The following is a 21307-nucleotide window of genomic DNA, read 5'->3' as shown; positions in this document are numbered from 1 at the left end:
GATCATGCCTCCTGTTGATGTGCCGCCAGCGCGCTTTCGCGCTTCGAGCGAGCAGCGATTGCGCCATTGGCGAATGTGGTGTCGGCCGCCTGCTCAACGAGCTTGACGAACGCCTTGCCGCCGGTGTCCGATGCGGCGCGCATCTTCTTGAGGCGCTCTAGACGAGCCATCTCAGCGGGGAAATATTTCATCTGGAACCGGTGCCTAAGGGCGGCGAGCTCAGTTGATTTCATGCCTGACAGCAGTGCAGGGGCGCGCAGCACGGCGCCGATCAACGTCATGTCATCAGCTTCGAATGCCTCAGCGAAAGCTTCGCCGCGTTCGTCGTGTGTCATGGTCTTGAGGGCATAAAGGATCTGCTTGTCGAACTTCTCGCCCATGTCTGCGTCCGGCGAGGGAGCGAACGTTGCCTTTTGAAGTGAAGCGATTGTGGCATCTGCCTTCTCCTGAGCAGCGAGCAAGCGGGACGCAACACGCTCGCCTGTCTTCTTGGCGGCGGTAGCCACTTGGATCGCCGCGGCAGCGGGCGTCTGCGACGCGTCCCCGTAAACAGTGTTGGCAAGGGCGACCAGCGCGTGGGCCTGCTCCCGTGCTTCCCGCATCGCTCCCGATAGGGCGACATGCTCCAGGTCGGGTTCCGGCTTATCGTTGCCCCTCTGCCTCTCGGCAAAGTGGTCAATTGTCAGTTCACTGATGCTGGGCGAGACGTGCAGTTTCAGTTCTTGTTCGGCGACGGTTGCCATGGTTCTTCTCCTTCAAAGTGGTGATCGATTTTGGACGACGAGCAGGGCAAAGCTGGCGCGGGCAACGCCGGCCTCGATCTGGACAAATCCGCCGCTCGACAACTGGCGTCGGCGTGGTTCCAGCATGATGCGCGCCACGTCGCCATCGCGGCTCATGTACGTGCCCTTGAAGCCGTCAATCGTCACTGCATCGCCGGACTCGAAAACTGGCGTCTCCACCGGGATCAGCATTTCGGCATCCTTCTGGAGTCCAGTGAAAGCGCCCTCGCTGTTTTTGCGGATCAGCTTCGCGTCCTGCCCGCCGCTGGGGTTGCCAACGAACGAAAGCACGCACCACCGCAACCCTGATCCCGATACGACGATATCGCCGACAGCTACGGTCATCAGATTTCCTCCGCGCGCGCTATGCGGCCCTGCGCTTGCGAAAAATCGATGGGCGGCTTGCCGTCCCGGTCACGCTGCATCAGCAGCGCGAATTGCCAACGCCACAAAATGAGGTGGTCTGAGCCGCCGCTGTCGCTATCATATTGCACCGCGACGAACAGGTCGTTGAAGCCCGACGCTTTGACCAACATCTTGCCGTCATGCGTCTCCGCGAAGGGGTGAACTTCTGCCGTGGCGGGCACCGCGAAATAGAGCGTGTCCTGCCGCACGAGGCTCACCGAACCATTCAAGTACGCAGCTGACGAATAGCCGACTTCAAAGTCGTTGCGCTGCCAACCCTTCCGGATGTCGCATTGGGGGCGCAGGGTGAACAACAAGACCGGGCCGGCATCGCTTTCGATAGCGCGAATCAGAAAAAAGTGACGCCCCTTGCCGAGAGCACGTTCGTAGGCGCCTTCCTCGACCGCATAGCCGATAATCCACCTGTGCCCACGCCGTGATTTTATGATGTCGCCGCTACGCATGTTTCATCGCCTCGAATAGTTGGGATAGACGATCTCGTGGAATGGACGGTCACGAGGACCGGGCTCTGTGACAGAAGGGCCGTAGCCCCTGCCTAGGCACTTCTCCATGAGCATCTTCATTTCTCCTGCATCGTTCTCCGACAGGCCGCCAACTCCGACCTCGCCCACCTTGTGGTTCAGGAGCTTGAGGCGTTGCTGTTCGTCCGGGGTGAGCTTGCTGATGTCGTACGTCTGCATTCCGTTGCTCGGAGCTTCAACGCGATCTAGTCCCAGCGTTTCGAAGGTGCGCCGGAGGCTGTTCAGCACACTCAAGTAAGCGAGCAGCTCCGGCAGGCTCGCTGTGCTTGCCTTCGCGAACTGAAGCTCCCATTGCTCAAGGACGATCGTCGCATTGGCGGCGCTCTTGATCAGAATGAACTGGCTTTGCGTGACGTGGCCGGGTCCGCCGAGGTCAGCAACGTGATTCGCAACCAGGTCGTGCAGCCGCTTTGCCCACTTGGTGCGCCCGTCCATGCCGGCCAGCAGCGTCTTGCCGTTCGTGACCCTGCTTCTGCCTTTGTACTTGCGGGGGATCGGATAACGAGCGTCCATTGTGGATCCACTATGTATCTGCTGTGTAGTTTGCGGCTTGATGAAGCAGTGCAAAGTGTAGGGCGCTAGGCCACATGCCCGCAACACGAACATTTTTGCGGTTGTTATTGTTACGTTATTTCAGTGACCCACGGAGTAAAACTCTGTGGGTCAAAAATGAGATCTAGCCCGGCTTGGATCGAGGGACGCGCACAATAAAACGCGGGCCTTGGCTCGGAATTCGTGATCACCCGAGTTTATGCAGGGTGGCGCGGGATGTGCGGCCTTCTCTCCAAGGACTTTCTTCTCAGGCTAAACAGGGGTGACGCCGCTTGCTGTGCCGGGGGTGCCGGGGACTTACTCACCTTCTACACGTAGGGGAATGTATTTTTTTTTTGCAGCGCAGCGCAGTAGCAATCGTTATTGTGTATATCCCCGGCACCCCCGGCACAGCTAAAACGGGATTTTCGGATCAATCATGTCGCCCGGGGGCATCTCACCCGAGTCCCGGTACAGCATGGCCGCCTGATTGGGCGTCAGCTTGCCGCCCTTCGGAACCATCTCCGTTAGAGTGATCCCGGCATAGTGGGGAACGTGTTTGCCCTCCAGCCGTGGTTTGGTAGCCCTGATGCCCAGTTGCAGCGCGTACAAGTCGGTCCCGATAGTCTCATCTGCCATGGCGTAATGGCCGTGGTCCCTCAACCACTCGTTCAGTTCCATATTGAACAGTTTCTTGCTGATGGTGTGGTCGGGGCCAACGGTGCACATCTCTTCGACAAAGCGCTTCACCGGGCCTGTGTTCTCATCCATGAGATCGAGCAACTCTTGACCCGACTCTGGCTGCTCAAAGCGACCGCGCGCCCGCAACCGTTTCAGCCCCTCGATCCAGACGTTGATGATACCTGGTAACTCAGCCAGCAGCTCGGACGTAAGGTTCGGGTTCTCGCGTCCATAGAATGACTCACGGAACTCGATCACAATGAACCGCGTCACGATGACCCCGGATGCGTCTTTGAGCTTCGGGATCGTGTTTGCCATCATGATGATGCGCGTATTGAGGACGCCATTCCAATCCGACTTGTACTTGCGATGGATCGATACCGGGTCCTCGCCGGTGATAGTCAGGATGTTCTCCACCGCCGCGTGTGGATTTGATCGCCCCTGTCCTCGTGCGTCGGATATGACGGCCAGCGACTTGCCGATAAGATTCTGCATTCCGAATGTTTCGCCGAAGTCCGACAGCTTGGGGTTGGCGTATCTGCCTGCGCCGACCGCCGCTCGGGCTATTCGCCCCGTGGTGCCTTTACCTGAGCGCTTCTCCCCGATGAAGGCGAAGGCCTTCTGCTGCGACGTGTCGCCGGTCATGCAGTAGCCAAAGATTTCGGCAATGCACTCGATGGACTTGGGATCGTCGGGAAATCCATCCCGCATGAACTTGTTCCATACGGGTGCTGTCGCTGCCGGATCGTAATTGCACTCAACGCCATGTAGCGCGAAGAGGCGTTGCTGGGGCGGAAGCAGCACGTATGTCCGCAAGTCTAAGGTACCGTTTTTGAAGGGGAGCAGGTCCGCTGGCGCTGGGTCGTTGCTTGTTGCGTCGATCCAGAATGGTGGCTCGGTGGCATTATGCAACTGTCTGACGCCGGCAAGTGCGGCGAGGATGTCGCCAACTGCATTGCGCGTTGACTTGAACGGGACAGGCTTGCCCTTTTCCAGCACCCTAATTTTCTCAAGCCATGGATAGAGCCGGCCCCGAAGCTCCTCGTCATCCATTTGGACCCACCAGCTTCCGGTCCAGCGATAAAAGTCGCCCCGCCAGTGCCAGACATCATCCAGCGTCTTTGCGAACTGGCGTGCGATAAAGATGGGTTCGGAAGTTGGAAAGATCCCGCGTTCTTCCTCGGGGCGCATATCGACCCAAGAGCGCAGTGTGTCAGGGTTGATATTGAGCGACTCAGCCAGTTTCGGGATGCCGGTGCACGCCTTCTGTTTATCGCCTAGACGCTTGGCCGTAGCGCTGACGCGTTTGACGGATTTCTCTATCGCCCCGGCATCGTCACCGCACTTGGTTGCCACCTTGCGGACCAGCTTTTCAACTTCCGCCTCTGTCCAACCGTGCGTTAGCAAAGCGCCAGGCACGCGAAGGCCAAGCACATTGCGCAACCCATCCTGCCAGTGCCGCATTATCAGGGATGCAAGCGCGAGGCATCGCACGCACTGGAGAAGGAACTCACCGTCTATCTCAAACGGCTGGCCCTCCTCGGTCCAGCTAAGCCGTTCCCCTGAAGGGTGGACGGAAGGCGGAAACATTGTCTGCCCGCCTGTGGACCGAAGCTCGACCAGCATCCCGTCCCTCTTGCCGTTATAGGTAAAGGGCACAGTGGCGGGCACGACCGCCCTGTAGAGCCAGTGTGCGTCGGGCGTAGCGGGGCGGCCAAATCGCGCCGCTGTTGGCGGCAGGAACTCCGCCGCGAGCGCAATTGCTTCGGCGCTGTCCAGATCCACGTCAACGAGATTGCCTGATGGCGTCCCAAGCAATACGCCCACGTTTGAACTGTTGCCGGTGAAGGCTTTATCGACATCGACCTTCTCAAGCGTCTTCTTCTGCCAGTTCTTTTCTAGGGGTGCCTTGGTCTGGTGCTGGTAGGCGATTGGTACCCAGCCCGCCTCTTTATATCGCCGCGCTGCTGATCGGGTGCTATCAATATCGATGGTAGCTGTTCGTTGAGCCATGACGCCGCAACTCCTTGTTTTATCAAGCTTTTGCGGGTATGTTGGGAGTTGGTCCAAGCGAATTTTCGCACCACTTGGCTCCATTGCTCATGCTTCTCCTGAACGCCGGTCCTGCTCATACAGGGCCGGCGTTCTTTTTTTGATAGACGATGCCCCTTGCCATGCGCATGGCATCAATCGTCTCAAGCATCGAAAGGCTATAGGCGCTGCGCAGTCGGGGGATGATCGGCCGCTCTATCGTATGCCAATTGTTGGCTAGCCATTTGGCCGCCGACCTTACGACTTCGGACTCGGCAGCCATGTCACGCTGCCTCGGTCATGCCAAACGCCTCGCACAGTTTGCTCCGCGCTATGACCCAGCGCCCGCAGACCTGCTTCGCGCCAGGGATATGGTCATTCTGCAGCATGTGCAGCGTGATGCCAGGTTTCCGGCCAATCGCTCGGGCAATGTTCTCGGCACCCCAGATGAGGCCCAGTTCATTTTCAGTAGAGTTGTCGTCCATCGGACTGCTCCAACTTAATTGGATGCACCGGTGTCGTCTCGATGGAAGAGCGTGGAGACAGAGGACGGCGCGGGTTTGATCACGCGCGGCTCCCTAGGGGAGCGGCCTGAGACATCGAGGCTGATAAGCCATCGAAGCTGGGCCAATATGATTGTGTCCCGGTGTCCGGACCTGTCTAAGATGGGCATGTTTGCACGTCCGCAAGCGTTCCACAATACCCCGCAACGCAGCGCAACATGGATATCGTTATGCTGCATTCATGTTGCGGGCACGCGCTTGCGCTGCCTTGTAACCCCTTGTGATTGCTTGTTCTGTGTTGCGGAGCAACGCAACATGAAAAAGGCTCCGAAACGAACTTGGAGCCTTTTTAAGTGATTGTATTTGCTAGCAATTTTTTGGTGATCCCGCCCCGGCTCGAACGGGGGACCTACAGATTAGGAATCTGCCGCTCTATCCTACTGAGCTACGGGACCATCGCGCCCGACACATAACCGCTTCGGGACGTTTCGCCAAGAGGCAGCTAGGCCGCTCGCTTGGGTTCGACCGCGAACGGGCTCAGGCCCAGCCAGGTCTGCATTTTACGGGCGATATCCTGGTCTCCCGTCAAGATGACTTTCGTCCCTGCCTTCTCGACGGTGATCAGCCCCATCCAGATTTCGGTCATGGTGTGCAGGTCGGTCGAGACGTAGAGATCGACATCGAAGCCCGGGTCGTACCAGCAGAGGTCGACCTCGCCGTGCTTCTCGACGATCAGCCACCATGACCGTTTCGAGGCGGGGAGCTCCTGATATAGAAATTGTATCACCGTGCGGCCGTCGGGCAGCGGCGACGCGTTGAGATTGCGCCGCATGTCCCACATCAGCAGCGACGGATCGAGGTTCTTCAGCGACAGCCGCGACTCGACCCATTTCTGCCCCCAAAAGCCCATCGCCTCGACAACGGAACGCAGATCCCTGCCTGCCTCGGTCATCCGGTATTCGAAGATGCCTTTCTCGCCGCGCACCTCCTTGCGCTCGACGATCCCGGCCAGCTCGAGCTCCTTGAGGCGTTGCGACAGAAGGGTCGGCGACATTTTGGGGACGCCGCGGCGCAGATCGTTGAAACGGGTCGAGCCTGCCACCAATTCGCGAAGCAGAACCATGGTCCAGCGGGTGCACAGCACCTCCGCGGCCATCGATAACGGGCAGAACTGTTTGTATCCGGACTGGGTCACGACGTTGCCTTCCCCTCAAACTCAGCCGGGACCATAGGCCTTTCCCGGCGGCGCGGCGAGTACAGAAACTGTACCGGCCCAGTGTGGTGGATTTGAAGTTCCTGCTTTCTGGGTGGCATCAGCGTTAGGAACTTCAAATCCAAAACCACACTGGAAATCCAAGCATTTGCTGGTGTGGCTTTTGAATCCGAAATTCGCTCGCTGCGTTGCTCCAAAGCGAATGCGAATTTCGGATTCGCCACACCAGTACAGATCGCGGACTGGCTGGCGCCGGCCTTGCCGTGCGAGCCCTTGGCCGCTGCACGGGATACCCCTGTGCACGACCAGGAGACATGACCCATGACCGCTTACGTTATCGCAGACATCAAGGTGAGGGACCCGAAGTGGATGCCGGCCTATGCCGCGTCAGTCCACGACCTCGTTCACAAGCACGGCGGCAGATATCTGTCGCGCAGCGGCAATGTGAAGACGCTCGAAGGCAAGCCGCTCGACACGACGCTGATTGCCTTGATGGCGTTCCCGACCGAGGCCGCGGCGCGCGCCTTCACCGACGATCCTGCCTACGCGCCGTTCGTTTCGGCCCGTCAGGGCGGCAGCGACAGCCGTTTCCAGCTGATCGACAACTCCGATCTGGCCGGAACCATCCCGTATCTGCCGAAGGGATGATCTTCCCCTGCATTCGTCGCATCGGGATAGGGATCTCCCAGCAACAACAGCCACAGCGCCCACCTGCCGGACCTCCTTACTTCCGGCGGCCGGCCGGGCTGTGCTTTTCAAGAAGAATGGAATGACTATGACAATCAACTTTCGCAATAGAGTTCTCGCTGCCGCGGCGCTGCTGTCGGCCTGCACTGCGCTGGCGCAGGCGCATCAGGCAGCGCCCGCGTCCGGTCCCAATCCGCTGGCCGACAAGGTACGCGCGGCCAACAGCCGCTTCGAGAATGTGGCGGCGGCGACCGCTGAGGGCTATGCGCCCATTCCTTGCGCCAGCGGCATCACCGGCGGCGCAATGGGCATCCATTACGTCAATCCGGGCTACCTCAAGGACGACGCGGTCGATGTCGCCAAGCCTGAAGCCGTCATGTACGAGCCGATGGCCGACGGCACGCTAAAACTGATCGCGGTCGAATACATCACCTCGAAAGGCCCGGCCTCGCTCGACGGACATCTGTTCAACTTCAACAGTGCGCCCAATCGCTATGGCCTCGGTCCGTTCTACGAGCTGCATGTCTGGGCCTGGAAGGGCAACCCGACCGGCGCGTTCGCCGATATGAACCCGAACGTGTCGTGTGAACCGACGACTGCTGCCAGCCAGTAAGCAGCCGAGCCAGGCGGCGCCAACGCCGCCTGGCCGCGCTGAATTGCGGGGCAGCCGGCAACGGGCGCAAAGACGGCTCAGATAGCGGAACTTTCGGGATGCCGGCGCGCTTTAGTGTCCCGAAGGAGAGACCGCATGAGCGCGACCAAAGAGTTCTTTGAAACCTGGCTGCAGGAGAATGTCGGCAATCTGCCGGCCGAGAGCGAGGTGAGCGTCGCCGTCCTGGCGCAGCAATTCGAACAGGATGCCGACGCTGCCGGCTATGGCCACGAGGTTCGCGAAGACGAGCTCGGCAATATCCAGGAGGCGATCGAGGCAGCCCTGACGAAGGCGAGGACAGGCGAAGAGCCGCAGGCTGCCGACGACAATGAGCTGGCGCCGGTCATGGAGGCGCTGGAGGTCGAGGATCCGAAGAGCGGACCGTAGCGGTTGCGGCTCTTCCCTTCCACGCTACATGACCGGGCATAATGGATGCCAAACACCTCACACTCGGCGTCGTGATCGGCGTGGCTATCGGCGTCGTGTTGGACAACATTGTTGCGGGCATCGGTATAGGTATTGCTCTGGGCATTGCCTTCGGCCTTGCCCGGAAGTCGTCCGGCCGGAAGTGACCAGCAGAGCATGTCCTGCCCGGTTTTGCCGCCCAGAGGTGCGGCGGTTGCCGCACCGCCGATGCCGAACGGCTACGCCGCCAGCGCCGTTTCCGCCAGCTTCACCCAATAGCTCATGCCGTGCGGGATGACCTCGTCGTTGAAGTCGTAGGCTGGGTTGTGCAGGCCGGCGGTATCGCCATTGCCGATGAAGATGAAGGCGCCCGGCCGCGCTTCAAGCATGTAGGAGAAATCCTCGCCGCCCATCACCGGCTGGATCGCGCGGTGCACATGGCTGTCGCCGGCGACGTCGGCCGCGATGTCGCTGGCAAAGACCGTCTCTTCCGGATGGTTGAAGGTGACGGGGTAATTGGCATTGTAATCAACCTCGATTGTCGCGCCGAAGGCAGCGCCCAGGCCTTGGCAAAGCGCGCGGATGCGCTCTTCGGCCTTCTTGGCGACCTCCTTCTTCAGCGTGCGTACGGTGCCGGCGATCTCGGCCGTCTCGGGAATGACGTTATAGGCGTCGCCGGCGTGGAATTTCGTCACCGAGACGACCACCGCCTCGACCGGATCGGTGCTGCGCGAGGCGATCGTCTGCAATGCGCCGACAAGCTGGCTGGTGATGACGATCGGGTCGATGGTGCCGTGCGGCATCGCCGCGTGGCCGCCCCGGCCCTTGACGGTGACGGTGAATTCGGCGGTCGCCGCCATGATTGGACCCGGCCTGATGGCGAACTGACCGACCGGCAGGCCCGGCATGTTGTGCATGCCGAACACCTTGGAGATACCGAAGCGCTCCATCATACCGTCCTTGACCATCTCGTTGCCGCCGCCGCCGCCCTCTTCGGCCGGCTGGAAGATGACCGCGACGGAGCCGGCGAAATTGCGCGTTTCGGCGAGGTATTTGGCGGCACCCAACAGCATCGCGGTGTGGCCGTCATGACCGCAGGCGTGCATCTTGCCGGGGACGGTCGAAGCATAGGATTTGCCGGTGATCTCGTTGAGCGGCAGGGCATCCATGTCGGCGCGCAGGCCGATGGTCGAGCCTTCGCCGTGGCGGCCGCGGATGATGCCGACGACGCCGGTCTTGCCCAAACCCGTCACGATATCGTCGCAGCCGAAAGCCTTCAGCTTCTCGGTGACGAAAGCGGCGGTCTTGAAGACGTCGAAATTCAGCTCCGGCGTCTGGTGCAAATGGCGGCGCCAGCCGGCCACCTCGTCCTGCATTTCGGCGGCTCGGTTCAGGATCGGCATGATGGTTCCATTTCGCTGTTGGAGCAGGCGGTCTTGGCCTGCTGCTTTGCAATTGTGCCTGCTGCCTTGCAACCATGCACGCTGCTTTGCATTGTGCTGCTGCTTCCACATTGTGATCGGCAGCACTTTGCCATGTTGACGTCACATAGAGTAAATAGCACCGCGACTGTGGTCCGGGAACAGAGGGCCGGACCATTATCCTGGCGATCGTGTAACGAAATCTTACGGAGCCAGGTGGGACTGCGGCAAGAGGCTATTTCGGTTTTCATGATGCGCTACAGGCATTTCCTCAAACTGTTGGTGGCGGGCACGGTGGTGCTTGCGGCGCTGGCCGGGCCTGCCTTGGCCAATCCGACAATCCTGTTCGACCTGAACAGCGGCAAGATCCTGCAGCACCAGGAGGCGTTCAGGCGCTGGTACCCGGCTTCGCTGACCAAGCTGATGACCGCCTATGTGGCGTTTCGGGCGATTGCCGCGGGCGAGGTCCAGCTCGATTCGCCGATCAAGGTAACGAAACATTCTGCCGGCGAGCCGCCGAGCAAAATGGGCTTCAACCCGGGCTCGGTGATGCGGTTGGACAATGCGCTGAAGATGATGCTGGTCAAATCGGCCAACGATATCGCCATGGCGGTCGGCGAGAATATCGGCGGTTCGCAAGCGGCTTTCGCCGAACGCATGAACGCCGAAGCGCAGAGGCTCGGCATGAGCGGGTCCCATTTCGTCAATCCGAACGGGCTCTATTCGCCGGACCAGTATACGACAGCGCGCGATCTCGCTTTGCTGGTGATGGCGATTCGCAAGGAATTTCCGCAATATGCCCCCTGGTTCTCGATCGAAGGCCTTGCCGTCGGCAAGAAGGCGATCTCCAACTACAACCTGCTGATCGGCCGCTATCCGGGTGCCGACGGCATGAAGACGGGTTTCGTCTGCTCGTCCGGCTTCAACATGATCGGCTCGGCGACCCGCAACGGCCGCACCCTGGTCGCCGTAGTGCTCGGCGAGCAATCGGCCATTACCCGCGCCGAGGCGGCGGCAAAATTGCTCGACCAGGGCTTTGCAACGCCGGCGCCGAGCTGGCTGACGGTAGCGGCGCTGCCCGCCTATGGCGACACCATGTCGGCCAACGACATGAATGACGAAATCTGCAAGAAGAAGCCGGTCGAGGAGCAGTCGGAAGCCGCACCCGCCGTCGGCGACAAGGGCAAGGACGTGCCGAAATCGCCCTATCAGGAAAAGCTCGACCATGTACCGACGCTGATCGCCGTCGGCCTCGGCGGCGCCACGGGACCGAAGCCGAAGGCGATGCTCGACGCCTCCGGGCAGGAATATGCCGACGTGCCGCTGCCGACATGGCGGCCGGACCGGGCGCCGCCGGCCGGCGCCGAGCCAGTTGTGGCCGGATCCGCCACCGCCGCGCAGGTCCAGCAGCCGGCCAAGGCGCTGAACTAGCCGCATGGCCGGTTTCCCGATCCCCGTTTCGGTGCTCACCGGCTTTCTCGGTGCCGGCAAGACGACGCTGCTCAATCGGCTGCTCCGGGATCCGGCGCTCGCCGACACCGCCGTCATCATCAACGAGTTCGGCGAGATGGCGATCGACCATCTCCTGGTCGAGCAGGCCTCCGACGGCATCATCCAGCTCTCCGACGGCTGTCTCTGCTGCACGGTGCGCGGCGAGCTGGTCGACACGCTGGCTGACCTCGTCGACCGCCTGCAGACCGGCCGCATCGACCGGCTTGCCCGCGTCATCGTCGAAACCACCGGGCTCGCCGATCCCGCCCCCGTACTGCAGTCGATCATGGCACACCCGGCCCTGGTCCAGGCCTTCCGGCTCGACGGCGTCATCACCCTGGTCGATGCCGTCAACGGCAATGCGACGCTCGATGCGCATGTCGAGGCGGTGAAGCAGGTGGCCGTCGCCGATCGCATCGTGCTCAGCAAGGCCGACCTGAACACGGATGCAGGCGATGTCGAGGCGTTGCGGGCGCGGCTCAGGCAGCTCAACCCGGGCGCCGTGGTGCTCGACGCGGGCGAGGCAAGCACCGCGACCCTGTTCGATAGCGGCCTCTACAATCCGGCCACCAAATCCGTCGATGTGCAGCGTTGGCTCGGCGAAGAAGCCGGCCACGACCATGACCACGGCGGGCATGACCACGGCGGGCATGATCACGACGGGCATGACCATGCCGACCATGATCACCATGACCACAGGCACGATTCCCGCGTGCGTTCGTATTCGCTGGTTCATGACGGGCCGGTGCCGTTTTCGGCAATCGAGATGTTCCTCGATCTGTTGCGCTCGGCGCATGGCGAGCGCCTTTTGCGGATGAAAGGCGTCATCGAGCTTGCAGAAGACCCGTCGCGGCCGCTGGTTATCCATGGCGTGCAGAAGATCCTGCATCCGCCGGTGCAACTGCCGGCCTGGCCGGACAGCCAGCGCGGCACCAGACTGGTGCTGATCACGCTCGACATGCCCGAAGACTATGTCCGGCGGCTGTTCGCCGCCTTCACCAACCGGCCGTCGATCGACACGCCGGATCGCGCAGCACTGGAAAGCAACCCGCTGGCTATTGCCGGATCGTGATCTCCCCCCTTGAGGGGGAGATGTCGCCGAAGGCGACAGAGGGGGTCGCCTCGGCTGGCGCGACCCCCTGTGGGACGAAAGAAAAGGTTGGCGCTTCACGCGCGGCAACCCCCTCTGGCCTGCCGGCCATCTCCCCCTCAAGGGGGGAGATTATCCCGCTCAGCCGCTTTCGCCCGAACGAGCTAAGTCGAGACGCAGCCGATCCCGCGCTCGACCAGGAAGCGGTGGCCGCCTGACGCCGCCGCCGTTTCGATCAGCCGATGGCCGCTCTCGGCGCAGAAGGCGGGAATGTCGATGACGGCGAGCGGGTCGGTGGTTTCGAGCCACAGCCGGCTGCCCGGCTGCATTGCGGCCAGGCGCTTTTTTGCCTTGAGCACCGGCAACGGGCAGTTCAAGCCTTTGAGGTCGTAGACGGCGGCGGGGCTAGTTGAGGGCCTGTGTTCTTGGCCCCCATCTTCTTGCTCAAGCATGAAGTTCAGCCGCCAAACATGCCGAGCAGCTTTTTCTTCAACCTTGTCGCCGTGCTTTCGGCGTCCGCAGCCTGCGTTTCGACTGCCGGGGCGGCTTCCGATGGCGCTACGGTGGCGGTGGCGACAGGCATCTCGGCGGCGGTCTTGGCAGCTTCCTTTTCGGCGAGCGCCTGGGCTTTGGCAGCTTCCTTCTCGGCCAAGGCCTGTGCCTTGGCTGCCTCTTTCGCGGCCTTGGCCGCTTCTATGGCGGCAAGCCTTTGTTCCTCGGCCTTCTGCTTGGCGGCCTTTTCGGCATCGAGCGCCGCCATCTTGCGGCCCGCCGGCGAATCGATGCGGCCCATGCGCGCCGTTTCGGCCACGGTGCCGTCCGGGTTGAGCGAGGGCGGCTCGATCGGAACGCGTTCGCCGCGCGCACGCCGTTTCGACCAGTCGGAAACGATGCTGGCTTCCTTGATCCCGGCGATGGTCGGCTTGGGTGCCGGCACGCTGGCCTTCATGGCGCCGTTGAAGGCCGCCTCATAGGTGCTTTGATAGGCGTTGATGGCGCTCTTCAGCGAATCGGGCTGGGTGGTCGCAGGGCAAGCGCCGGTCGGATTAAAGGTCGAGCCGTCGGCCGCAACCTGGTTGAAGACGTAGCGCTTCTCGCAGACGTCGACTTTCGGCGGCACCTTGGTGACTTCGAAATTGTCGTAGCCGACCTTCAGCATCTTCCAGAATTCGTAGTTCGGGTCGTTGCGGTAACGCGCCATGTTGGCGGCGGTCATGCGGAACGGAAAAGCCTGGATCTGGAATTCGGTCTGGCCGCCCTGGAAGGCGTCGCGGCCGAAGGCGTAGATCTGCTCGATCTGCGCGTCGGTCATCGAATAGCAGCCCGACGACGAGCAGGCGCCATGGACCATCAGGTTGGAACCCGTGCGGCCATTGGCGCGGTCATAGGCGTTCGGGTAGCCGATATTGAAGGACAGGTGGTAATTCGACCGCGGGTTCATCTGTGCCGGGCGGACCGTGTAAAAGCCTTCCGGCGCCTGGCGGTCGCCTTCGGTGAACTTCGGCCCGAGCTTGCCCGACCATTTGCAGATGTCGTAGCTGGCGACCAGGTCGTAGCGGCCGTTGGTCTTGGCCTTCCAGATTTCGAGCTTGCCTTCTTCCTTGAAGATGCGGGCCATCACCGAGGAGGTGCGGACCATGCCCTTGGCCTTCATCTCGGCCAGGATCTTGTCCGGCAGCGGCTTGTTGGCTTGCGGCGCAAAATCCTTCATCGAAGCATCATTGCAACCGGCGACGCCGATCGCAGCGATCAGAACTCCGGTGCGGGCAAGCTTGGCAAACATGGATATGGCTATCGTCTTCATCTCTGCACCGCGGATGCCGCGGCTGCTAAACTGACCACTGACGGACCCTAAGCCCGTTAACCTTGAAAATTCCTTACCGCAATCATGCTGGCGCGTCCCCTTACGGCAACCCCACTGAGCCGAATGCGGCGGCATTTTTGTGGCGAAACTGGTTCACGCCGCCACATTTCGGGCCGCGTGCCTGCCGGATGTTATAGATTGCGGCCCATCGCCAGGTATTTCTCGCGGCGATGCTCGCGGAAATCGGTGTTGGCGCCGGAGAATTCCTTCATCGTCCTGGCGATGTGGTCGCCGGTTGCGGCGATCACCGTTTCGGGGGCGCGATGGGCACCGCCGAGCGGCTCGGCAATGATGGCGTCGATGATCTTCAGCTCCAGCAGGTCCTGCGCCGTGATCTTCATGTTGGTCGCCGCGTCCTTGGACCGCGTGGTGTCGCGCCACAGGATCGAGGCGGCGCCCTCCGGCGAGATCACCGAATAGATGGCGTGTTCGAGCATGTAGACGCGGTTGGCGGTGGCGATCGCTATGGCGCCGCCGGAGCCGCCTTCGCCGATCACCACCGAGATCGACGGCACCTTCAGGCCAAGGCAGGCCGAGGTCGAGCGGGCGATGGCTTCCGCCTGGCCGCGCTCTTCGGCGTTGACGCCGGGATAGGCGCCGGCAGTGTCGACCAGCGTCAGCAGCGGGATTTGGAAGCGGTCGGCGAGTTCCATCAGCCGCACCGCCTTGCGGTAGCCCTCCGGCCGGACCGAGCCGAAATTATGCTTCAGCCGGCTTGCCGTGTCGGAACCTTTTTCCTGGCCGAGGATCGCCACCGGCTCGCCACGGAAGCGGGCGAAGCCGCCGACGATCGCCTGGTCCTCGCCGAAATTGCGGTCGCCGGCGAGCGGCGTGAAATCGGTAAGCAGGCCCTTGATGTAGTCGATGCAATGCGGCCTGTCCGGATGGCGCGCCACCTGCACCTTCTGCCACGGCGTCAGCGCCTTGTAGGCGTCGCGCAGCGCATCGCGCGAGCGCTTCTCGAGACGGGCGATCTCATCGCCGACATCGACCGCCTCGCCGTTCTCGGCAAGCTTCTTCAGCTCAAGGATCTTGCCTTCGAGATCCTGCACAGGCTTTTCGAAATCGAGGTAATTGTACATTCTTGGGCGGACCGGCAAGTCGGAAGGCAATGACTGACGCAAGCCTGAAAATGCAGGCTGGGCGCGGTGGAACGTCGTTCTCACATAGCGGCATGACGCCTAGTCGGCAAGCGGATGATGATCGTTGACCAGACGCACCAGCCGCTCCTCCAGCACATGCGTGTAGATCTGCGTCGTTGAAATATCGGCATGGCCAAGCAACTGCTGCACGGCCCTGAGATCAGCGCCGTTCTGCAGCAGATGGCTGGCGAAAGCATGGCGCAGCACATGCGGCGATATCTTCGCCGTGGCAATGCCGGCCCGAGCGCCAAGCCCTTTCAGCTCGCGGGCAAAGACCTGTCTCGAGAGATAGCCGCTGTCGGAGGCAGCCGGAAACAGGAACGGGCTGTCGGCAAGAGCCGGCACCGCCCCCCGTGCGGCAAGCCATGTCCGCATCGCGGTGCGCGCCTTGGCCGACAGCGGCACCATGCGCTCCTTGTTGCCCTTGCCTCGCACCATGAAGAAGCGGTCGTCGCGCTGTGCCACCGTCACGGGAAGGCCGACCAGCTCCGAAACGCGCAAGCCGGTGGCGTAGAGCACCTCGACCAGCGCGTGCAGGCGCAGCGCCGCCAGCCTGTCGCCGTCATGCATGGAGGGGTCCACCGCCTCCTGCGCCGCGCGGTCGAGCAGCCGGCCGGTATCGGCCTCGCTCATCGTCTTAGGCAGCGGCCGGCCTTTCCTCGGACTGTCCAGCGTGCCGGTCGGATCGTCACCCCGCAGGCCTTCGGCGTAGAGGAACTTGAAGAACTGCCGGATCGCCGACAATTTGCGCGCCTGCGAGGTGGCGGCAAAGCCGCGCGCGGCGATGTCGTCGAGATAGGCACGGATGTCGGCGCTGGTGGCAGCGGCAAGCCCACCGCCGATCCCGACGGAAGCGTCTTCGAGGTCGCGGCGATAGGAGGAAAGCGTGTTTTCGGCGGCGCCGCGCTCGGCGCTCATCATCTCCAGGAAGGCTTCGATGCGGGCGGCGCTGTTCATTTTTTGGGATTGAGCTTTTCCGGAGGGATACGCACGCTCATTTCCGCCTTCCTCGGCTCGACGAACATGACCAGGGCGAACATCGCGCCATAGACAATGCCGGCCAGAATCGCGAGCGTCACGACAAAGCGAAACAGTGTTGGCATTAATTTTCGCCCGTCGTCTTATTCTGCATTTCCAACCCTGTGCCCTTATGAGACGCCAATCCGGCCAATTCAAGGGTGAAGCCCATAGTCCCGGTTGCGCCGCGCTTGACGCAAACAGGCTTTTGATGTCGATACGCCGCCAAAGAGGCCTAGAAGCATGAACGCGCTACCAGCAAATCCTCCGGGCGAGAGCCATGCCGCGCTGCTCGGCCGGCTGGGCGGCCGTTCCATCGTCTTTGTCGGGCTGATGGGCGCCGGCAAGACGGCGATCGGCCGCAAGGTGGCGGCGATGCTGGCACTGCCCTTCATCGACAGCGACCAGGAGATCGAAACTGTTTCGCGCATGAGCGTCCCGGACCTGTTCGAGCGCTATGGCGAGGCGGAGTTCCGAGCACTGGAGCAGCGCGTCATCCTGCGTGTGCTGGAGCACGGGCCGCAGGTGCTGTCGACCGGCGGCGGCGCCTTCATGAACGCGCAGACGCGCGAGGCGATCGCCAGCCATGGCGTTTCGGTTTGGCTGAAAGCCGAGATCGACCTGTTGATGGAGCGCGTTTCCAAGAAACAGAACCGGCCGCTGCTGAAAAGCGCCGATCCGCGCGCCGTGCTGGAACGGTTGATGGCGGAACGCTACCCGGTTTACGCCGCGGCCGATGTCATCGTGCCGACCCGCGACGACCGCAAGGAGATCATTGCCGCCGAAGTGGTGGACGCGCTGCGCGGCCATTTCGGCGTTGCCGATATTGACGAGGTGCGGTCGTGAGCGCTGATGCAACGGTCTCTGTCGAAGTCGGGCTTGGCGAGCGTGCCTACGATATTTTGATCGGTCCCGGCCTGCTGTCACGCGCCGGCGCCGAGATTTCGCGCCGTCTGCCGGGGACGCGGGCGGCGGTCGTCACCGACGAAAACGTCGCGGCCGCGCATCTCGCGACGCTTGCGGCCGGCCTGGCAAGCGGTGGCATCCAACATGCCGTCATCACGTTGCCGCCAGGCGAAAAGACCAAGAGCTTTGCGCATCTCGAAGAGGTGGTCGACGGCGTGCTGGCCGCCAAGCTGGAGCGCGGCGACGTCGTCATCGCGCTCGGCGGCGGCGTCGTCGGCGACCTCGCCGGCTTTGCCGCCGGCATCGCGCGGCGCGGCATGAACTTCGTGCAGGTTCCGACCTCGCTGCTGGCGCAAGTCGATTCCTCCGTCGGCGGCAAGACCGGCATCAACAGCAAGCGCGGCAAGAACCTGGTCGGGGTATTCCACCAGCCCAGGCTGGTGCTGGCCGACACCGAAGTGCTCGACACGCTGCCGATCCGCGAGTTTCGCGCCGGCTATGCCGAACTGGCCAAATACGGGCTGATCGACCGGCCCGAGTTTTTCGCCTGGCTGGAAGAAAACTGGCGTCAAGTGTTTGCCGGCGGGCCGGAGCGGGCTGCGGCCATCGCCGAGGCCTGTCGTGCCAAGGCCGACGTCGTTGCCCGCGACGAGTTCGAGACCGGCGACCGCGCGTTGCTCAATCTCGGCCACACCTTCGGTCATGCGCTGGAGGCGGCGACCGGCTATGACGGCGCAAGGCTCGTGCATGGCGAGGGCGTCGCCATCGGCATGGCGCTGGCGCACCGCTTTTCGTCAAGGCTCAATTTGGCGAGCCCCGACGACGCGGCGCGTGTCGAGGCGCATCTTCGCGCCGTCGGTCTGCCCTGGCGCATGGCCGACATTCCCGGCGAACTGCCCGATGCCGAGACGCTGTTCTCCTTCATCACCCAGGACAAGAAGGTGTCGCGCGGCGCGCTGACCTTCATCCTGACGCGCGGCATCGGCCAGGCCTTTATCGCCCGGGATGTGCCGGCCTCGGAAGTGCTGGCGTTCCTCCGGGAGAACCATCCGGGTCGGCAGGAAAGCCGCCCGGGATGAGCCAGGCCGGCTGGATCGCGGCTGCCGTGCTCGCCGGCCTCGGCCTGCTGGGCTTCGTCTTGCGCCGGCGCCTGCTCGCCGCCTTCGGCTACGAGCTGCAACGCATCGAGCCGCAGCGCTCTGCGCGCGAGGAACTGCGCGGCGCCGTCGACGATTTCCGCCGCGACGGCCAGGTGGTGCGCGAGGACCGCGCCCGCATCGGCGGCCTGTTCGACCTCGAGGAGCTCGAAGTGTCGGACGTCATGGTCCACCGCACGAATATGCGCTCCGTCAACGCCGACGACCCGCCCGAAGCGGTGGTTCGCGAGATCCTGCAGAGCCCGCACACCCGCATGCCGTTGTGGAAGGGTTCGCTCGACAACATTGTCGGCGTGCTGCACGCGAAGGATCTGCTGCGCGCGCTGAACGAGGTCGGCAACGATTTTTCCAGGATCGACGTGATGAAGATCGCGTCGAAACCGTGGTTCGTGCCCGACACCACGACGCTTCAGGAGCAGCTCAATGCCTTCCTGCGCCGCAAGGCGCATTTCGCCATCGTCGTCGACGAATATGGCGAGGTCGAAGGGCTGGTGACGCTGGAAGACATCATCGAGGAGATCGTCGGCGAGATCGCCGACGAGCACGACATCGACATCCAGGGCGTCAAGCAGGAGGCCGACGGCTCCGTCGTCGTCGACGGCACGGTGCCGATCCGTGACCTTAACCGGGCGCTCGACTGGAACCTGCCGGACGAGGAAGCCACCACCATCGCCGGCCTTGTCATCCACGAGGCGCAGTCGATCCCGGACGAAAAGCAGGCCTTTACGTTTCACGGCAAGCGCTTCGTCGTCATGAAGCGCGACAAGAACCGTATCGCGCGGCTGAGGATCAAGCCGGCGATGCTTGGAGAATGACAGTGCGCACCTTGTGGCAGCCGTGGGCAGTCAGGAGTTGATGACGATCGATCGGCGAAGCCTGCTTCTGGCGTCGATGGCGGCGCTGCTGCCGGGACAGGCGGCGGCATTGCGGCTGCGTTCGCCGTCGCCCGAAACCTTCGACTATGGGCCGGCCAAGCTCGACATCTATTCCCGCGATGGCGCAAGCGGCCTGCCGGTCGTCTTCTTCGTCCATGGCGGCGCCTGGCGGGTCGGCAACCGCAACAATGTCAATTCCAAGCCTGGTTTCCTGCTCGACAATGGCTTCGGCTTCGTCTCGATCGACTACCGGATGCTGCCTGAAGCCGACGTCGCCACCCAGGCGGCAGATGTCGAACTGGCCTATCGTTACGTCCGCGCCAACATCGCCAGGCATGGCGGCGATCCGGACCGGATCGTCGCCATGGGCCATTCGGCCGGCTGCCATCTCGTCGCATTGACCGGGCTGCGCGGCGGCCTGCCCGGCGTCGCGGCGCTGGTTCTCGACGACACCAGGGCCTACGATCTGGAGGCGCTGGCCAGAAGCGGCGGCATGGCAGGGGTCTATGCCCGCGCCTTTCCCGATCCGACGCAGTGGCGCGCGCTGTCGCCTGTCACCTATGTGGAAGGCCGCAAGCACCCGCCGACCTTCATCGCCCATTCGCGCGCGAAAGCCCGCGCGGCGGACGCGCAGGCCTTCGCCGAGCGTCTGCGCGCCACCGGAACCAAGGTCACGCTGTTCGACGGCAGCGACTATTCGCACATGTCGATCAATCGCGACTTCGGCACCGAAGGCGATGCATTGACCGCAGCGGTGATGGCCTTCCTGAGGGCGAGCCTCGGCTGAAATTTACCAGCGGGTCTTTTCACCGGGCGCCACCGGCTCGATTGCCAGGGCGTGGACGCCGGATTTCAACTCCTCGGCCAGCAGATCGTTGACTGCGCGGTGACGTTCGACGCGGCTCATGCCGGCAAAGGCGGGGGCGACGATGCGGACGCGGAAATGCGTCTCGCCAGTGCCGTCGAAGGTGGCGTGATGGCCGGAATCCACATGATGATGCCCGGCATGGAGATGGCTTTCGTTGATGACGTCCAGCCGTTCCGGCGAAAACGCCTTTTTCAGCTTACCTTCCATCGTTGCCTGTATGGACATCGCCGCTTCCCTTCACCACATCTATGTCATCGCACAAAATTCGCAATTCGCCGGTTTTATGCCGCGATTCAGCGGTTAGGGCGATCATCGCGAAAATGTCAATTCTTGTTTCGCATCAGCGAACAGCCCATAAATGGGTGAGATGAAGCCGTACCCAAAATATTTCGAGAAGATTCGCATCCGCCCGGAGAAGGACGCGGAGCTGAAGTCGCGTTCGCCGATCTGCCAGTGGGATGGCTGCAAGGAGGCCGGTACCCACCGTGCCCCGGTCGGACGGATGAAGGAAGGCGAGTATTTCCAGTTCTGCTTCGACCATGTGCGCGAGTACAACAAAGGCTTCAATTATTTCTCGGGCGTTCCCGACACCGAGATCGCCCGCTTCCAGAAGGAAGCCATGACCGGCCATCGGCCGACCTGGAAAATGGGCGTCAACGGCGCCTCGACCCGCTCCTCGCCGGACTTTGCCCAGGCGCGCTCCGGTCGCGCCGGCTACTACAATCGCATGCGCGATCCGTTCGACCTGTTCAAAGGCCCGAAAGACCCGCGCGAAGCACGCGAGCGCAAGGCCAAGCCGCTTGAGGCCAAGGCACTGGAAACGCTTGGCCTTGATACAAAGGCAACTGGCAAGGATATCAAGGCGCGCTATAAGGAACTTGTGAAACGCCACCACCCGGATGCGAATGGCGGCGACAGAGGTTCGGAAGACCGGTTCCGCGATGTGCTCCAGGCGTATCGCGTGCTCAAGCAGGCAGGTTTGTGCTGAGCGACCATACGGTTCGTGTCGCTTTCCAACTTTCATAAGGTTGGAAAAGGCTCTAA

General features: G+C 62.3%; 26 protein-coding genes and 1 tRNA gene. 11 read left to right on the top strand and 16 right to left on the bottom strand.

Features of this window, described 5'->3' with window-relative positions; translation table 11 throughout:
- Positions 1 to 2: 2 nt before the first annotated feature.
- The 9 genes from NKI54_RS12355 to NKI54_RS12315 form a co-directional block, all read right to left on the bottom strand.
- Positions 3 to 743, bottom strand: a complete 741-nt coding sequence (locus NKI54_RS12355; RefSeq protein WP_352691594.1) for a hypothetical protein — start codon at positions 741 to 743, stop codon at positions 3 to 5.
- Positions 744 to 755: 12 nt separating this feature from the next.
- Positions 756 to 1127 (bottom strand): hypothetical protein, encoded by a 372-nt coding sequence (locus NKI54_RS12350; RefSeq protein ID WP_352691592.1) that lies wholly within the window; start codon positions 1125 to 1127, stop codon positions 756 to 758.
- The gene (locus tag NKI54_RS12345) at positions 1127 to 1651 is read right to left on the bottom strand and encodes a hypothetical protein (RefSeq protein ID WP_352691590.1); all 525 of its coding nucleotides are present in this window, start codon (positions 1649 to 1651) and stop codon (positions 1127 to 1129) included. The genes NKI54_RS12350 and NKI54_RS12345 overlap by 1 nt, the downstream gene beginning before the upstream one ends.
- Before the next feature lie 3 nt (positions 1652 to 1654).
- On the bottom strand, positions 1655 to 2242 hold the full coding sequence (locus NKI54_RS12340; RefSeq protein ID WP_352691588.1) for a hypothetical protein: 588 nt from the start codon (positions 2240 to 2242) through the stop codon (positions 1655 to 1657).
- Positions 2243 to 2674: 432 nt separating this feature from the next.
- Positions 2675 to 4954, bottom strand: coding sequence for a phage/plasmid primase, P4 family (locus NKI54_RS12335; RefSeq protein WP_352691586.1), 2280 nt, complete (start codon positions 4952 to 4954; stop codon positions 2675 to 2677).
- Between the two features lie 115 nt (positions 4955 to 5069).
- A complete protein-coding gene (locus tag NKI54_RS12330; RefSeq protein ID WP_352691584.1) occupies positions 5070 to 5255 on the bottom strand; it encodes a hypothetical protein in 186 nt (61 codons plus the stop codon).
- 1 nt (position 5256) lies between these two features.
- Complete coding sequence (locus NKI54_RS12325; protein WP_352691581.1) at positions 5257 to 5457, bottom strand: DNA-binding protein; 201 nt, start codon at positions 5455 to 5457, stop codon at positions 5257 to 5259.
- 396 nt (positions 5458 to 5853) lie between these two features.
- Positions 5854 to 5930, bottom strand: a tRNA-Arg gene (locus tag NKI54_RS12320).
- Positions 5931 to 5977: 47 nt separating this feature from the next.
- Complete coding sequence (locus tag NKI54_RS12315) at positions 5978 to 6670, bottom strand: winged helix-turn-helix transcriptional regulator (RefSeq protein ID WP_023677872.1); 693 nt, start codon at positions 6668 to 6670, stop codon at positions 5978 to 5980.
- Positions 6671 to 7009: 339 nt separating this feature from the next.
- On the opposite strand from NKI54_RS12315, the gene NKI54_RS12310 reads away from it, so the two are divergent.
- The 4 genes from NKI54_RS12310 to NKI54_RS12295 all read left to right on the top strand — a co-directional run bounded on the left by NKI54_RS12310 (position 7010) and on the right by NKI54_RS12295 (position 8599).
- Positions 7010 to 7336 carry a DUF1330 domain-containing protein gene (locus tag NKI54_RS12310; RefSeq protein ID WP_023677873.1) on the top strand — a complete coding sequence of 109 codons (327 nt, stop codon included), beginning with the start codon at positions 7010 to 7012 and terminating at the stop codon, positions 7334 to 7336.
- Positions 7337 to 7457: 121 nt separating this feature from the next.
- Positions 7458 to 7988: a hypothetical protein gene (locus tag NKI54_RS12305; RefSeq protein ID WP_352570595.1), complete on the top strand. Its 531-nt coding sequence runs from the start codon at positions 7458 to 7460 to the stop codon at positions 7986 to 7988.
- Positions 7989 to 8123: 135 nt separating this feature from the next.
- A complete protein-coding gene (locus NKI54_RS12300) occupies positions 8124 to 8414 on the top strand; it encodes a hypothetical protein (protein WP_352451191.1) in 291 nt (96 codons plus the stop codon).
- 41 nt (positions 8415 to 8455) lie between these two features.
- Entirely contained in the window at positions 8456 to 8599 is a 144-nt protein-coding gene (locus NKI54_RS12295) for a glycine zipper domain-containing protein (protein ID WP_198023575.1), read from the top strand.
- 72 nt (positions 8600 to 8671) lie between these two features.
- Here the strand turns inward: NKI54_RS12295 and NKI54_RS12290 are convergent, their stop codons facing one another.
- Positions 8672 to 9835 (bottom strand): M20 aminoacylase family protein, encoded by a 1164-nt coding sequence (locus NKI54_RS12290; protein ID WP_352691579.1) that lies wholly within the window; start codon positions 9833 to 9835, stop codon positions 8672 to 8674.
- A gap of 270 nt (positions 9836 to 10105) precedes the next feature.
- On the opposite strand from NKI54_RS12290, the gene NKI54_RS12285 reads away from it, so the two are divergent.
- Positions 10106 to 11284, top strand: coding sequence for a D-alanyl-D-alanine carboxypeptidase family protein (locus tag NKI54_RS12285; RefSeq protein WP_352634324.1), 1179 nt, complete (start codon positions 10106 to 10108; stop codon positions 11282 to 11284).
- A 4-nt stretch (positions 11285 to 11288) separates the two neighbouring features.
- Positions 11289 to 12416, top strand: coding sequence for a CobW family GTP-binding protein (locus NKI54_RS12280; RefSeq protein WP_352634071.1), 1128 nt, complete (start codon positions 11289 to 11291; stop codon positions 12414 to 12416).
- Positions 12417 to 12598: 182 nt separating this feature from the next.
- On the opposite strand, the gene NKI54_RS12275 is transcribed toward NKI54_RS12280, so the two are convergent.
- The 5 genes from NKI54_RS12275 to NKI54_RS12255 form a co-directional block, all read right to left on the bottom strand.
- Positions 12599 to 12886 carry a sulfurtransferase TusA family protein gene (locus NKI54_RS12275; protein ID WP_352574904.1) on the bottom strand — a complete coding sequence of 96 codons (288 nt, stop codon included), beginning with the start codon at positions 12884 to 12886 and terminating at the stop codon, positions 12599 to 12601.
- A gap of 5 nt (positions 12887 to 12891) precedes the next feature.
- Positions 12892 to 14217, bottom strand: a complete 1326-nt coding sequence (locus NKI54_RS12270) for a L,D-transpeptidase family protein (RefSeq protein ID WP_352593937.1) — start codon at positions 14215 to 14217, stop codon at positions 12892 to 12894.
- Positions 14218 to 14429: 212 nt separating this feature from the next.
- Positions 14430 to 15380, bottom strand: coding sequence for an acetyl-CoA carboxylase carboxyltransferase subunit alpha (locus tag NKI54_RS12265; RefSeq protein WP_023677882.1), 951 nt, complete (start codon positions 15378 to 15380; stop codon positions 14430 to 14432).
- Positions 15381 to 15479: 99 nt separating this feature from the next.
- On the bottom strand, positions 15480 to 16397 hold the full coding sequence (locus tag NKI54_RS12260) for a site-specific tyrosine recombinase XerD (RefSeq protein WP_352634069.1): 918 nt from the start codon (positions 16395 to 16397) through the stop codon (positions 15480 to 15482).
- On the bottom strand, positions 16394 to 16543 hold the full coding sequence (locus tag NKI54_RS12255; protein ID WP_023677884.1) for a hypothetical protein: 150 nt from the start codon (positions 16541 to 16543) through the stop codon (positions 16394 to 16396). Before NKI54_RS12255 ends, NKI54_RS12260 begins: the two co-directional genes overlap by 4 nt.
- Positions 16544 to 16700: 157 nt before the next feature.
- On the opposite strand from NKI54_RS12255, the gene NKI54_RS12250 reads away from it, so the two are divergent.
- Genes NKI54_RS12250 through NKI54_RS12235 form a run of 4 tightly spaced genes read left to right on the top strand, consistent with a single transcriptional unit; the run spans position 16701 to position 20182 of the window.
- Positions 16701 to 17303, top strand: a complete 603-nt coding sequence (locus NKI54_RS12250) for a shikimate kinase (protein ID WP_352634067.1) — start codon at positions 16701 to 16703, stop codon at positions 17301 to 17303.
- Positions 17300 to 18442 (top strand): 3-dehydroquinate synthase, encoded by a 1143-nt coding sequence (gene aroB / locus NKI54_RS12245; protein WP_352570590.1) that lies wholly within the window; start codon positions 17300 to 17302, stop codon positions 18440 to 18442. The genes NKI54_RS12250 and aroB overlap by 4 nt, the downstream gene beginning before the upstream one ends.
- Positions 18439 to 19335, top strand: a complete 897-nt coding sequence (locus NKI54_RS12240; RefSeq protein WP_023677887.1) for an HlyC/CorC family transporter — start codon at positions 18439 to 18441, stop codon at positions 19333 to 19335. Before aroB ends, NKI54_RS12240 begins: the two co-directional genes overlap by 4 nt.
- A gap of 40 nt (positions 19336 to 19375) precedes the next feature.
- Entirely contained in the window at positions 19376 to 20182 is an 807-nt protein-coding gene (locus NKI54_RS12235; protein ID WP_352634064.1) for an alpha/beta hydrolase, read from the top strand.
- A 3-nt stretch (positions 20183 to 20185) separates the two neighbouring features.
- Here the strand turns inward: NKI54_RS12235 and NKI54_RS12230 are convergent, their stop codons facing one another.
- On the bottom strand, positions 20186 to 20488 hold the full coding sequence (locus NKI54_RS12230; protein WP_023677889.1) for a BolA family protein: 303 nt from the start codon (positions 20486 to 20488) through the stop codon (positions 20186 to 20188).
- Positions 20489 to 20621: 133 nt separating this feature from the next.
- On the opposite strand from NKI54_RS12230, the gene NKI54_RS12225 reads away from it, so the two are divergent.
- The gene (locus NKI54_RS12225; protein WP_036238769.1) at positions 20622 to 21251 is read left to right on the top strand and encodes a J domain-containing protein; all 630 of its coding nucleotides are present in this window, start codon (positions 20622 to 20624) and stop codon (positions 21249 to 21251) included.
- Positions 21252 to 21307 lie beyond the last annotated feature (56 nt).

It is taken from the genome of Mesorhizobium sp. M0663, assembly GCF_040320585.1.
Classification (GTDB): Bacteria; Pseudomonadota; Alphaproteobacteria; order Rhizobiales; family Rhizobiaceae; genus Mesorhizobium.
Note: the sequence above shows the minus strand (reverse complement) of the source record. Positions and strands in the feature narration are given on the sequence as shown.

Coding starts and splice junctions, on each gene's coding strand:
- NKI54_RS12250 (WP_352634067.1), top strand. CDS start 16,701: ATGAACGCGCTACCAGCAAATCCTCCGGGCGAGAGCCATGCCGCGCTG.
- NKI54_RS12335 (WP_352691586.1), bottom strand. CDS start 4,954: ATGGCTCAACGAACAGCTACCATCGATATTGATAGCACCCGATCAGCA.
- NKI54_RS12295 (WP_198023575.1), top strand. CDS start 8,456: ATGGATGCCAAACACCTCACACTCGGCGTCGTGATCGGCGTGGCTATC.
- NKI54_RS12355 (WP_352691594.1), bottom strand. CDS start 743: ATGGCAACCGTCGCCGAACAAGAACTGAAACTGCACGTCTCGCCCAGC.
- NKI54_RS12235 (WP_352634064.1), top strand. CDS start 19,376: ATGACGATCGATCGGCGAAGCCTGCTTCTGGCGTCGATGGCGGCGCTG.
- NKI54_RS12290 (WP_352691579.1), bottom strand. CDS start 9,835: ATGCCGATCCTGAACCGAGCCGCCGAAATGCAGGACGAGGTGGCCGGC.
- NKI54_RS12240 (WP_023677887.1), top strand. CDS start 18,439: ATGAGCCAGGCCGGCTGGATCGCGGCTGCCGTGCTCGCCGGCCTCGGC.
- NKI54_RS12270 (WP_352593937.1), bottom strand. CDS start 14,217: ATGTTTGCCAAGCTTGCCCGCACCGGAGTTCTGATCGCTGCGATCGGC.
- NKI54_RS12330 (WP_352691584.1), bottom strand. CDS start 5,255: ATGGCTGCCGAGTCCGAAGTCGTAAGGTCGGCGGCCAAATGGCTAGCC.
- NKI54_RS12225 (WP_036238769.1), top strand. CDS start 20,622: ATGGGTGAGATGAAGCCGTACCCAAAATATTTCGAGAAGATTCGCATC.
- NKI54_RS12230 (WP_023677889.1), bottom strand. CDS start 20,488: ATGTCCATACAGGCAACGATGGAAGGTAAGCTGAAAAAGGCGTTTTCG.
- NKI54_RS12280 (WP_352634071.1), top strand. CDS start 11,289: ATGGCCGGTTTCCCGATCCCCGTTTCGGTGCTCACCGGCTTTCTCGGT.
- NKI54_RS12285 (WP_352634324.1), top strand. CDS start 10,106: ATGCGCTACAGGCATTTCCTCAAACTGTTGGTGGCGGGCACGGTGGTG.
- NKI54_RS12255 (WP_023677884.1), bottom strand. CDS start 16,543: ATGCCAACACTGTTTCGCTTTGTCGTGACGCTCGCGATTCTGGCCGGC.
- NKI54_RS12265 (WP_023677882.1), bottom strand. CDS start 15,380: ATGTACAATTACCTCGATTTCGAAAAGCCTGTGCAGGATCTCGAAGGC.
- NKI54_RS12345 (WP_352691590.1), bottom strand. CDS start 1,651: ATGCGTAGCGGCGACATCATAAAATCACGGCGTGGGCACAGGTGGATT.
- NKI54_RS12300 (WP_352451191.1), top strand. CDS start 8,124: ATGAGCGCGACCAAAGAGTTCTTTGAAACCTGGCTGCAGGAGAATGTC.
- NKI54_RS12305 (WP_352570595.1), top strand. CDS start 7,458: ATGACTATGACAATCAACTTTCGCAATAGAGTTCTCGCTGCCGCGGCG.
- NKI54_RS12310 (WP_023677873.1), top strand. CDS start 7,010: ATGACCGCTTACGTTATCGCAGACATCAAGGTGAGGGACCCGAAGTGG.
- NKI54_RS12340 (WP_352691588.1), bottom strand. CDS start 2,242: ATGGACGCTCGTTATCCGATCCCCCGCAAGTACAAAGGCAGAAGCAGG.
- NKI54_RS12350 (WP_352691592.1), bottom strand. CDS start 1,127: ATGACCGTAGCTGTCGGCGATATCGTCGTATCGGGATCAGGGTTGCGG.
- NKI54_RS12325 (WP_352691581.1), bottom strand. CDS start 5,457: ATGGACGACAACTCTACTGAAAATGAACTGGGCCTCATCTGGGGTGCC.
- NKI54_RS12275 (WP_352574904.1), bottom strand. CDS start 12,886: ATGCTTGAGCAAGAAGATGGGGGCCAAGAACACAGGCCCTCAACTAGC.
- NKI54_RS12260 (WP_352634069.1), bottom strand. CDS start 16,397: ATGAACAGCGCCGCCCGCATCGAAGCCTTCCTGGAGATGATGAGCGCC.